General features: G+C 57.4%; 11 protein-coding genes and 1 tRNA gene. 9 read left to right on the forward strand and 3 right to left on the reverse strand.

What is annotated here, in order from left to right; all coding sequences use genetic code 11:
- The first annotated feature begins 248 nt into the window (after nucleotides 1–248).
- Nucleotides 249–1013: a hypothetical protein gene (locus tag HNP46_RS21375; protein WP_221455059.1), complete on the forward strand. Its 765-nt coding sequence runs from the start codon at nucleotides 249–251 to the stop codon at nucleotides 1011–1013.
- Between the two features lie 12 nt (nucleotides 1014–1025).
- On the opposite strand, the gene HNP46_RS21380 is transcribed toward HNP46_RS21375, so the two are convergent.
- Nucleotides 1026–2405 (reverse strand): hypothetical protein, encoded by a 1380-nt coding sequence (locus tag HNP46_RS21380; RefSeq protein WP_184592934.1) that lies wholly within the window; start codon nucleotides 2403–2405, stop codon nucleotides 1026–1028.
- A 119-nt stretch (nucleotides 2406–2524) separates the two neighbouring features.
- Between HNP46_RS21380 and HNP46_RS21385 the strand changes: the two genes are divergently transcribed.
- The 3 genes from HNP46_RS21385 (at nucleotide 2525) to HNP46_RS21395 (ending at nucleotide 5059) form a co-directional block, all read left to right on the forward strand.
- A complete protein-coding gene (locus HNP46_RS21385; RefSeq protein ID WP_184592936.1) occupies nucleotides 2525–3856 on the forward strand; it encodes a polynucleotide adenylyltransferase in 1332 nt (443 codons plus the stop codon).
- Between the two features lie 153 nt (nucleotides 3857–4009).
- The gene (locus tag HNP46_RS21390) at nucleotides 4010–4600 is read left to right on the forward strand and encodes a hypothetical protein (protein ID WP_184592938.1); all 591 of its coding nucleotides are present in this window, start codon (nucleotides 4010–4012) and stop codon (nucleotides 4598–4600) included.
- Between the two features lie 45 nt (nucleotides 4601–4645).
- On the forward strand, nucleotides 4646–5059 hold the full coding sequence (locus HNP46_RS21395; RefSeq protein ID WP_184592940.1) for a hypothetical protein: 414 nt from the start codon (nucleotides 4646–4648) through the stop codon (nucleotides 5057–5059).
- A 50-nt stretch (nucleotides 5060–5109) separates the two neighbouring features.
- On the opposite strand, the gene HNP46_RS21400 is transcribed toward HNP46_RS21395, so the two are convergent.
- Nucleotides 5110–5185 (reverse strand) — tRNA-Asn (locus HNP46_RS21400).
- Nucleotides 5186–5314: 129 nt separating this feature from the next.
- Between HNP46_RS21400 and HNP46_RS21405 the strand changes: the two genes are divergently transcribed.
- From HNP46_RS21405 to HNP46_RS21425, 5 genes are read left to right on the forward strand one after another with little or no spacing between them, the layout of a single operon-like run.
- Nucleotides 5315–5764: a hypothetical protein gene (locus tag HNP46_RS21405; RefSeq protein WP_184592943.1), complete on the forward strand. Its 450-nt coding sequence runs from the start codon at nucleotides 5315–5317 to the stop codon at nucleotides 5762–5764.
- Nucleotides 5761–6858: a hypothetical protein gene (locus HNP46_RS21410; RefSeq protein ID WP_184592946.1), complete on the forward strand. Its 1098-nt coding sequence runs from the start codon at nucleotides 5761–5763 to the stop codon at nucleotides 6856–6858. The genes HNP46_RS21405 and HNP46_RS21410 overlap by 4 nt, the downstream gene beginning before the upstream one ends.
- A gap of 2 nt (nucleotides 6859–6860) precedes the next feature.
- Nucleotides 6861–7901, forward strand: a complete 1041-nt coding sequence (locus HNP46_RS21415) for a hypothetical protein (protein WP_184592948.1) — start codon at nucleotides 6861–6863, stop codon at nucleotides 7899–7901.
- A gap of 32 nt (nucleotides 7902–7933) precedes the next feature.
- Entirely contained in the window at nucleotides 7934–8965 is a 1032-nt protein-coding gene (locus tag HNP46_RS21420; protein ID WP_184592950.1) for a hypothetical protein, read from the forward strand.
- Entirely contained in the window at nucleotides 8962–10485 is a 1524-nt protein-coding gene (locus tag HNP46_RS21425) for a hypothetical protein (RefSeq protein ID WP_184592952.1), read from the forward strand. The genes HNP46_RS21420 and HNP46_RS21425 overlap by 4 nt, the downstream gene beginning before the upstream one ends.
- Before the next feature lie 27 nt (nucleotides 10486–10512).
- Here HNP46_RS21425 and HNP46_RS21430 read toward each other — a convergent pair whose 3' ends face one another.
- A complete protein-coding gene (locus HNP46_RS21430; RefSeq protein WP_184592953.1) occupies nucleotides 10513–11406 on the reverse strand; it encodes a hypothetical protein in 894 nt (297 codons plus the stop codon).
- Nucleotides 11407–11615: the final 209 nt, after the last annotated feature.

Below are 11615 nucleotides of genomic sequence, written 5' to 3' on the forward strand. Positions count from 1 at the left end.
GAGTTTTGTTTACGTGGGAGTACGGCTCCTCACTCGAAAGTATTCATTACATGCGCTGCTGTGCGGACACTATTCGCACTCAGTTCAGTGAGGTTTCCATTGTACTGGGCACCTCCAATGATGTTTACGAGCTGGATGTGTCCTGGGCCGATGAGGTCTATCAGACCAGTAAGATCAGGGTCGAAAGCTCCCACGCGGCTTCCGGGCCGTGGGCATACCTCCATCGCGCCGGTTGGACTGACCCTCAGATGCGCGAAGTCGTCTTTGGCGCCTGGGCATCCTTGATTGACCACGCGAAACCTGACGCAGTCTTGGCGTGCGGTTCACCGAGTTCATTGATCGTTGCCGTTCTGATGGACATCAAGGCTATTCAGATTGGCGACGGCATGCTGGTCTTCGAGACCGCCGACTGGCCAAGAGAACCGTTCTTTCCTGAGCTTGATGACTGGGCTCACGACCACGGTGGTCTGCTGGTATCGGAGCTCCTGGATCGTCCTGGCCTCGTTTTCTGCGCGAGCAGCATTGACCGTCCGCGACAGGGCATCAAGCTCAACGTTCTTCCCGCCCTGGAACCCTACTCATCACATGCGACGCAGGCTGAGGTAATTGCCCTCTGGGATAGGCGCCATCCGCTCGCTCAAGATCTCAAAGACTTCGGAGAGTCCCTTTTCGGCGAGGCCTTCGAGATGCACGAACCACGCAGGTTCTTGGCTACGCGGCCGTCGCTACGCATGTACCGACCCTTGCTGATTGGTCATTACGACTCTTTCTGGGTGACGCAGGCTGTCTACCACGGACTCCCTTACTTCGGCATTCCCAACAACCGCCGAGGTGAGTACATCGCTGGTAAAACCGAGGGGAGGGTGGCCTACCGTCTCGATCCTGACTTCAGCCTTCTCAGGGCGTACCGTGAGGAGCCTGTGGTCTTTAAGATCCAGGCGCAGGAGCGGATCGGGAAGAAACGGCAGGAATGCTACGACCTCGACGTAGGGATTTCGGCCGTCCTCTGGTGACGGCCGGAGCCCTCAGATCTCCATCACGTCAGTCATGAACTGAGTAGTGCACTCAGGAAAGACGTCCATCAGCCTCGCTGTTGCATCGGCCGGCGCCCAGCGGGCAATCGCACGCACCGATTTCTGGCTGATGTCAGGGGCAATTTCCTTGATAATCACCGGGTCTACAGCAATGCACGCGTTAACGATTGCCATCCTGATCGGTTCCATTTCAGCGGTTGATCCGATCAGGAAATCCAGGCGTTTGCTGCGGGAGAAACTGTAGAAAGTGTCCTTCGTCGGCAGGACTGGGTCGTCTTCTTCGGGGCCCGTGAAAGCCACGTTTGAGAGCGCCAGGCCGTGGATCGTTTTGCGCAGCCCCTCGGAGTCCAATAGGCCCGACAGTACCTGCTCAGCCTGACCGGCATTGATGGCAAGTCTTAGGTAAGAGTCCGCGATCCCCATCTCGTCAACACTCTTGAAGATCGTGTCATCCGTGAGGGCCAAATTAGCCAGAACGCCGGCTTCCTGAGGGGAAGTCGTATTGCTACCGTACATCCTGGCGTACCAGAGCTTGAAACCGTGTGAGTTCAGGGTGGTTTGGATTGCCGGCTCGATCACCTGTGCGTAAATCTCAGGGTGCACCTCCTGGAGGAGCTCAAGGCGCTGCTCATACCGCCTGTTTGCAACCCGTCCACTCAGATCCTGGATGTATCTGTGGGCCACATATTCTGGAGTGAAGACCTCGATCAGTTGCTCGTGGGTAAGCGGTTGAAGGCATTCCCCATAGAGGGAGGCAATCTTGTAATCCTCACCTGCTTCGCGGTACTTGATTACCAAGCCTTGAAGGGCTTCAACCATCTGCAACTTGGCCAGGTTGGCATGGAGCATGTCCGCCCTGGGCAGCGCATCACTTCGAGACCTGGTTCTGGCGATGTGATCAGTCAACGCGCGCCTGATGTTGTCTTTCGATCCGCAGAAGCTGAAGTCAAAATTCTCGTACTCGAGGATGTTCAGTTTTGCGCGTGAGTGATCCACGGCGTCGATCAAGTCAGCGAAAGGCTTGTCGCTGAATAGTTCTAGCCCTAAACCAAAAGCAGCTGCCTGGTTCAACATCTTGATGAGCAAGCTGCTATCCAGCCAGGGGCCACGCTGAGCAGACTTGAAAGTCTTACCGCGCGCCTGAACGGCCACAAGGAATAGACCTACAGCATAGCTTTCCCTGCTTTTCCCTTGGATCAGGCTGTCAAAGAAGTTGTTGAAGGCCTCGAGGGACAGGTTCGACAGGTCAGCCTGCAGGCGGCTCCAGTCGTTTGGCTCCATCTTTCTCAGACGCTGCCCTGCTTCGAAAATCTCCTTCCCAGTCGGTTTCGTGGTCAGGATGCTGGGGCCGATGCCCTGAACTGTGATCATACAGGTTCTCCGTCGTATCCCTTGATTGTATGGATGGATAGGGCAGTGGAACAACGAATGGCCTTCACGCAGACGGCCTGGAGCATGTACTCTGGTTGAATACAAAGGAGAGAAGAGCATTGAAGCGATACAGGGTAGGTGGTTTCGTCCGTGACACGCTGTTGGGCCTGGAGCCCAAGGATGTCGACTATGTGGTCGTAGGCTCCTCGCCGGAGGAGATGATCGATCTCGGGTTTAAGGAGGTGGGCGCCCATTTCCCGGTGTTCCTGCATCCTGATACCCAGGACGAATACGCGCTTGCCCGTTTCGAGCAAAGCACTGGCGATGGTCACCGCGACTTTTCCTTCAGGTGGAAGGGCGTGACTTTAGAGCAGGATCTGGGTCGTCGCGACCTGACCATCAACGCGATGGCTATGGATGACGATGGCAAGATCATCGACCCGCTGGGCGGCCAGGCTGACCTCAAGAGCAAGACGCTGCGACATGCCGGCGAGGCCTTCGTAGAAGATCCTCTTCGTGTTCTGCGAGTGGCGAGGTTTGCTGCCCGCTACCCGGCCTTCACAGTCGCCCAGGAAACGCTCGACCTCATGGAGCAGATCGTAGAGAAGGGCATGCTCCAGACTCTGTCGGCCGAACGCGTTTGGGCAGAGACGGAGAAGGCTCTGCTGTCCGAGTCGCCTAACCGCTACTTCAACATCCTGCGATACGTGGGCGCCTTGGAAGTACTCTTCCCTGAGGTTGACGCGCTGAGCGGTATCCCTCAGCGAGTTGACTACCACGCTGAAGGAGATGCTTACTTCCACACAATGTGCGTGCTCGAAGAGGCGTGCACTCTGACGAAGGATCTGCCGCCGGCCAGGCAGTTGCGGATTCGCTTCGCCGCGCTGGTGCACGACCTTGGCAAGGCCAAGACACCCAAAAAGTACCTTTGGGGCATGGACAACGAAATGCTAGGCAAGCACCCAGGCCACGAAGCCCCTGAGGTGTTCAGCCCGCTTCTGGATGCGCTCTGCAATCGTATCCGTGTGCCGGGTTACCTCCGTAAGTTCGGTGCCACGGTCACTGAAGCGCACCAGATCATTCACAAGATCAGCCAGGTGTCTAAGAAGGGCTTGAACAGGGTCTACGAGACCATCGGCGGGAACCGTGCAATCCGAATGGATGATTACCTGCTCAGCGACATCGCAACGGCTTGTTACGCAGACTCCCTCGGCCGGCTGATTCTCGGCCCTGATAGGGTGCCGTACCAGCAGCGCTCCTACCCCCAGGCTGACTACTTCGTCGGTGCGATGATGGCTCTGCAGGCAGTAGAGGCAGGCCCCATTATCCTCAAGCACCTTGAGAAGGGTGGCCAGCAAACTAAGGCCTTGGAGCTGGTGGTTGAGGCCCGTAGAAAGGCCGCTCAGAAGTACATCGACGAGACTGCCGGCGGGATCGATTTCCCGCGATAAGCAGTGTCTTGTAAAAGTGTCAATTTACGATATATTGCAAGGGTCTGGCCTCCCTCAGGGGAGGCTTAACCCGCCTTGTACGGAGCTCAGCGGGATGTCGAGCACTATCTGGCCGCGTTGCTACTGCAGCCCAGGCCCACAGGCGGGATTTTCATGTCGAGAAGCGACAGAACCAAGGTTGGCGTTGGCCACCTGATCGATACTATCTGGAAGACCCTTCCAGCTGACCACCCCCTCCGGAAGATCAAGCAACACCTTCCTCTCCCTATCGAAGAGTCTCTGCTGAAGATCGGCAGCGAGGCTGTCGACTACTGTGTCTCGAAAGGCGCCAAGCCAAACATGACGCTAGATGAGGAGAGCAGCAAGACCTGGAAACGCCTGGTTGGCGCCTGGGTTCACTACCAGAAGTACAGCGGCAGGGCCACGAAGGTCTCGCGCGCAGTTATCGCTCAGCACGTTGAAATGGATGCCTCGAGCATCACCAACTTCATCAACGGCAAGCGTGCACTGACACAAGGCGCCTCGATACAGCTGGCCAATTTCTTCGGTTTCAGCCCAATCGACATCCGCCCTGACATCGGTTCGCAGTTCGCTCGCAAGCTGGCCGAGAAGGGGCAGCACAAGTCGATCCTGATCGAGCGCCAGCTCAACAGCATTGAGGCCTTGCTGAAAGAGTCTGAAGCGGCCCCAGGTGACCCGATCTACGGGCACCTGACTGAAATCCGCAATCTTATCCAGGCATGACGCTCGGCGCCGGTCTGCCGGTGCCAGCGTGCTTAAGGAGCAACCGTGAAGCGAATCTTGATGTCGATCCTGTCGGCCTGTGCCCTGGCCGGTCTGGCCGGGTGCGCCACGCCCGAAAACCCGAAGTTGATCACCCAGGTTCCCGAGGTGAAGGTCTCGGCGTCCAACTCCATGATCATCAACGGCCGCCAGGCTGTGGTGCAAGGCTTCGAGCAGTGCAAGCCGGCGCACGGAGTAGGCGAGTATCTTCTGAACCCCATCGATTGCATCATCATTCGCAGGGGGGATACCGAGGTGAAGGTGTCCGTGACCATCATGGGTGATGCCACGACCCCTACCTTTACGCTCTACGAGGTCTGGAAGGTCGACCGTCATGTCGACTTCATCAACCTGGTGCGGCCCAGTGGTGAGCTGGCCGGCCGGCTTTACCCAGCCGACACTAAACTCCGCCACCTGTAGGCGGAGCAGCAAAAGAAAAGGCCAGCTCGATGAGCTGGCCTTTTGCATTCTGGCTCCGATTCCTGGACTCGAACCAGGGACACGATGATTAACAGTCATCTGCTCTACCGACTGAGCTAAACCGGAACAACTTGGTAACGATACCACATATACGATTGCCGTCAATTAATGATTAAAAGAGATTCACTGTACGGTATTGCTATACATGTATGGTTCTAGTATACTCACTGGAATTCATACAACAGGAGTTCAACCATGGCCAGAGCATCCAGAAACGAAGAGGTGATCAACGACCCTACAGTCGTGGCGTGCCTCCACTCGTGCTCGCTTCCTCCTGAATTCCTCGCGGCGGCGCTTGCTACGCCCAAGACCGAGTTCGGCTCGATCAAGTTCAACCAGCTCGTGGCCTGGCACCCGCCGTACCTGCTGATGCTGATCGAAGAGCTTGGGCGGAACAACCAGCATGCCAACATCGGTGAGCTGAACGGACATAGCCGGGGTTCGGTGCTCAAGCAAATGGAGAAGCTTCGCACTGAAGCATTCTGTGATATCGAGTTCGACCGCTTTTACGATCCGGATACCGATTCCTACCAAAAAATGCACCGGGTAAACAGCTGGGGAATCTTCAACCAGAAGCTTTACGAGCATCTCCGGCCCTATGTTAGGCTGGTTGTAAAGAACTGGCGGGAATCCAAGTTGAAATGACAGAACTGAATATTTCCGGGCTGAGCTTTGATGAAGTTGAACGTCACGCCTGGGAATATCTCAGCCACCGTCACGGCACTTCGCTGGCCAAGTCCACAGCAGAACTACGCGCTACCCTCGAGAATCTCACCGACGTGTTGGCGGCGCATCGCACACGCAAAGCGCCGGAGCTAATCGGGGAGGCGTTGAGGACAGGTAACCTAAACCTCGCGGCTCTCCTCGTTTGTCCACCGGAGGAGGGCCTGAGGCCTTCGGCTTACCAGCCTGGTGAACTAGCGCGTGCCTTCGAGCAGCAGAAGTGCGGGGAGTTCTTGCGCAACCTGGTGCGCCATCTTTCGTTCGACCTCGAATTCGTGGATGTCGAACCGCATCCTGCAGCGCTGGCTATCCTCGCTAGAGAGGCAGCTCAAAGCTTCCATGGTCGCACGCCCGGTGAACTTGCGTACCCGTCAGCCAGGGTTGCTTCTGTTTTCCTAGCTAAATGCACCGCTGAAAGCCTTCAGCAGCCGGTGCCGGCCAAGACCTTTCCCAGGCAAGTCCTCGATGCCTTCGTTCCTCATGTTCCTCATGGATCGCCTATTCCAGGCTATCTCGGTGAGGGCCTTGGCCAACACCTTCCCAGAGGTTTTGATGCCAGTTTCGAAGGCAGTGACTTGCTGGAGGACTCGCGTGCGCTGGTCTTCGAGCTTGAGCGCCAGCTCCCTGGTGTTTTGAAATCGTTCCTTCAGGCCGAAGGGCAGGGTTTTGACCAAAAGCGTATGGGCTGGCCAGAGAGCGAGTACTACCTCTCGCTAGCGGTACGCACATCCTCAGCTTTTGAAGTGCAGCAGAAGAACCTCTTCGACAAGCCCAAAGATAAGGAGCTTTCTGCTCTTGGCCGGGCCCAAGCGCTTAACCAGAAGCTTTCGCTGACCTCGGACAGCAAAGCCGAAATTCTCAGGATGCTAGGAGTGGAGGAGCTCAGTCGACAGGTTCAGACCCGCGCCGACTTCGACTACCTGACGAACCTTGGTTTTGATGACAGGGACTTCGACCATGAACTGCTCCCGGACTTCGCAACGACCAATCTGGCCGTTTCTGTTCTGGAGCTCTGACCATGATGAACTCGTTCCATCTTGAGACTGCAGCCAAGAAGTGGTTTGAGGCCGCCTCTGAGGCGGAGAGGGCGCTTGCGATCACTGAGTTCCGACATGTGTTGGCCGATGCTGGCAGTTCGGCCTACATGCTGAGAAACGTGTTCGCCGGGCGCATGCGCCATACGCTGGCTCTGCTGATGAAAGCGCCGGCTGTCCTCGAAGATTACTTCGAAACTCACGACCCTCTCGACATGGAGGGCCTGGCTGCGAGCTTCGACGCAGACACCTTCCAGAAGTACTGTCTTCTCTTCTTCGCCGAGGATGCAGACGAGACCACTCATCCAGAAGCGGTAATCCCGCTTATTCAGTGGTTTGCCGGATACCTTTCGACAGTGCAAGTGGCCTCGATTGGGATGACAACGGCCAGGCAGTTCGGAGCCAAGGCGGCATTTGCCCTGGCAAATGCCCCGGAAGGGGCGACATCAGCTGCCGTTCTTGCCCTGGTGGAATTACTCCGCCGCCCCAGCGTGCTATCCGCCGATGCAAAGAGCGTGGTGCTTATCCCGATTGTCGCCCAGCTGCACCTTTCTTCACGCGTGGACAAGGTCACCTACCTGAAGCGTATCGATGCGCTGGAGGCCAGTTTCCCGCTTGGCTTCCAGGATGAAATGCGCAGGAAACTGGTTCGTGTTGCGCAAGAGTTGGCTGACGCCCCAGAGAAAGAGTCGATGATGCTCATCGCCAGGATCATCCTGGAACTTGATGGCGAGGTCTGCCCTGGCGCGAGGGAAGCCATTCTCCAAGCCATTGCGCCTGAGGATGCACACAACCCCCTTGGTGTTGTTGCGCGACTGGTTCGTGATGCAGGCCCTCAGTTTGATCCGTACCAGTACAGAGGCCTCTTCGATGGCATGTCCGACGAGCGCCTGACCAGCCTTATCCAGTCGCAGCCTACGATCAATTTCCTGAGAAAGGCAGAGATCGACGAGAGTCGAATCAACCTCGACAACCTCTCTGATGCCGGCGCCACCGGTTACGTCCTGGACACACTGGATATCTAGGGCTCGTTGCCCGAGCCATAGGAGCATGAGGCTTGAACACTGAAGATCTGCGCGCCGACCTGCTCATGCAGGCGGATCATGAAGCGATGTGCCTTTTCAGCGGAGTGGCCCAGCCCAGCGCAGTCACTACTGCTGCTATCCGAGAGGTGCTCACCTTCGGAAGTGTAGGGGAGCTCATTCGGCCCCTGGCAGGGGCCGGCGCCAGCAACCTGCTGTGCCTGATGGTGGACAAAGGCCTGATGGAAGCCTTGTTCGGCGCGGGCACTGCGCTCGCTGACCCGTTCGCAAGTGCATACAGCCTCTACGACTCCATGAAGTGCCCGCTCAACGGGGAGGCTCCAGAAGCCATCGAGGCGATGGCTTACGCTATCTCACTGCGCGTCATCACGGCGCACGGGATGGAAGAATTCAGGCGATATTCGATGACGGAGCGTGTTCAGGCAGACCTGATCGAGAACCTGGGATCGGCGGACATGTTGTCGAACAGCGCAGTCGCGTTTGGATTTCAGCTGGTGAGTCTGTGCTCGTCGTTCCTGGAGGCATCTCGCTTTGGGCTCTTAATCGGCCGTTCGCTGCCCCGCGTTCTCTCACAGTCCGATCACGACCAGGTTGGTGCAAACCTCCTGCTCCTGGAGTCGAAGATGCGGACTGTCACTGAAGGTGTGCGGATGGGGCTGATCGACAAGGTTCGAGGGATCAGCAGTTTGATGGACGACCGTCACGCTATCGCGCTCGCGGATCTTCTTCTGAATGGCCGTGACGGCCTCTGCAAGCTCCGTAGCGCCACGATCAGCCATTACGGCGGTGAAGGTGAGGATTCATCGCTCAGCGCCGTCGTGAAGCTTTGCAGGGAGGCGTGCATTGACCTTGGGAAAGAGGACAACGTCACGTTGCTTCGAAACGTGGTCGAGCGCGTGCCTGCTGATGCATTGTCGCGAATGGTAGCCGGTGCAGCCGAGGCCAAATTTTTAGACGCACTGGGTTTTGATCTACAGGCCTTGGACGTACAGCTGATGCCTGATGCCGGCGCAACCGCCAGAGCATTCCAGGAGCTCGACCTGTGAGTGAGTTCGCTGAGAAGCTCAAGGCCTTCCTGGCTACAGCCAAGGATGTGGACGGGCTTCGGGTGGTTGATGGCAGCGAGCTCTATGATCTGGTCAGCAAGGTCTTTGACTATCGCCTCGTTCGAGGCCTCGGCCTCGACCTACTCATCGAGCTGATCGATGACCCTGAGGTCGACTGGGCGGTGGAAATTCAGCGTTCCAACCAGATCAACATGAGTCTGCTGGCCTACCTCCTGGGTCAAGTCTGGTCTGAAACCAAGATCCCAGAGTCGCCAGGTCTGTTCGAGGCACTGAACCGGCGCTTCAGCCTCCCGGATCAGATTGCCTACCTCAAGCGAGGGGAGGCCATGCCACTCTCACCACGGGCTGGCTTCGATATGCGCGAGGCCTTAACCGGGCGGCTGGCAATGCACGCCTTGCAGTCCCCTGCGCATATGGATGCCTGGGTCGATGATCTAGCTTGCGCCTGGCGCGCGAAGAGGCTCAGGCATCTCGACGGTTGTCTTGAGATGGAAGGCCCAGTTGCCATCAAACAGACCGTCATGGATGCGACGACAGGTGATGGGCTTTTCCGGTCAACCCACCGCGTACTGGGCCTGGCCAGTGTGGCCAACACTGCGATGTGGCGTAAATCCATGGAGCGGTATGCCTCGGGAACGATCTATGAGTTCGCCAGCGGCAAGGTTTACCACGAGCACGATGTGTTCTTCGTCGGTAGCTTGCCCACGACTGTTGCCTTTGCGCTAGGGGTGTTATCTGGAGAAGCGCTGGATGCCCTCGTTCGAGACGAAATTGGCTTGCGTCCGGTAGAGCAGGGGCATTATGAGTTTTGCGGTCACCTTCTGGGCAGCGTTCCGTACTGGGGAGCAGAGCACATCCCAGTTGAGGATATGCTTGACGTTAAGGGCTCCACCTTCGATGACGCAGCGCTTCGATTCATGTTCAGAGCAGAGCCTCATTGCCTGAAGCCAGATTGGTTTGAGCAGCTGCTCAACAACCCTGTTGCACAGCCTCTGAAGTCCAGGATGCTGGATGCAGAGACATTCATGCTGTGGGTGGAAACCATGAAGGAGCCGATGGCAAAAGGTTCGGCCAAGCGGTTCAAGCATCTGCACGCCTGGGTCATGAACATGCCCGTCGACGAGTATCTCCGCACCCGAGACTGGATGCTTGGGGAGGCCGAAGAGGGACTGAACAGCCGGAGTAAGCACACCAATTACGGCCTGGTGCTGACGAAGATGCTCGTAGGGGCCTTCCCTGAAGAGGATGCGGTGCGGGACTTTACCGAGGAAAACGCCAAGAAGTTCGTCAGGCGCTCCCTGATAGATCGGGACATGACGCTCCTGGCGCATCTGCTGGGGCAGGGGTATGTCACGGTTCAGGAGGTCACTCGGCACCTCAAGTCCAGCGAGGAGATTCAGAAGCTCGCCAACGGCATGAAGCTACCGATTGAGATGATCCTGCCGTATTGCAGCGAGAGCCTGCAGACCGGGGCGATGATCGATGTACTGGAAATCTAGGCCGGGCACTTAGGCCCGGCCACAGCACTACTTTGGCAGGTCGGCGCAGTAGAGCATCAAGACCTTGGAGTCGGCCCCGAGCAGCTTGAGCTTCATGATGTTATCGCGGGTGAAGAAGCGCCAGCCGGCGGCAATGATGTCCCGTGTCTGGTTCATCTTGGCCGGCAAGTCGCCAATCCACTTGGAGTTGCTCATGAGCTCCCGCTTGGTCATCAGCGGGATGTCCGATTCCTTGGTCTTCTGCAGGTTGCGAAGCGGGGTGATGACGCCGACGTCGACGATATCCTTGAAGCGTGCCCGGACGAAGGCCAGGCCTTCCAGCACTGCGACAACTTCTTCCTTGTACTGGATGCTCTCGCGGTCGCGCTCGAAGTTCACGTTGCTGTTGGTGGCCAGGTAAGCCTGCACCTCTGCCTGGGTGCGGCGCACCATGCGCTTGATCGTATGTTCGTCGCGATTCGCCCGATCCTTCAGGTGCTGGAACAAGGTCATATCCAGGGCCCCGAACAGGCGGTTCTTCAGCTGGGAGAGGAGCTTGTAGTCCCGCTCGATCTGCTCGAGCTCCGAGATCATGGTCGGTAGGGAGCGAATGGTGGCTCTGATCGACTCCTCCCGGCGGTGCTGAGCGACCAGGTCATCCACGCGCTTGCGGTCACGGGTGAAGTCGACCCCAAACTCGCGCAGGCCACAGCGGTTTCCGATGTTGGTGATGAGTCCGTCAGAGCTTTGCACCAGGTAGCCACGCAGGTGCTTCTGTCTGCAGCTGGAGATCCCGCAGGGCGCCATATCCAGGAACTGGTAGGGCCACAGGACTTTTTCGAAACGCCGGTCGGCTTTCGGGTGGAAGGCGAGGGTTTCCTGGAAGCCCTCCTGGGCCAGCAGATCCTCGTAAGACTTGAGCTCTAGGGGTTTCTGATCCAAACACGCATCCTCACGTTGGTGGCAGAAGGCTATCGCCAGGTCATGGTAATGGATGGATATACAGTTCGCCACTCTTTCAGGCATTTCTGATGGACAGAAAGCAAGAAGCCCCTCTGGTGAACTGACCCCCGAAAGTTGGACAGTTGGACTGGGCCGCTAAGCTGCCAATGACTGAGCCCTGTATTGAACGGGGCTCAGTCCCTTCAACT

Source organism: Pseudomonas nitroreducens (assembly GCF_014204515.1).
In the GTDB taxonomy this organism is placed as follows: Bacteria; Pseudomonadota; Gammaproteobacteria; order Pseudomonadales; family Pseudomonadaceae; genus Pseudomonas; species Pseudomonas nitritireducens_A.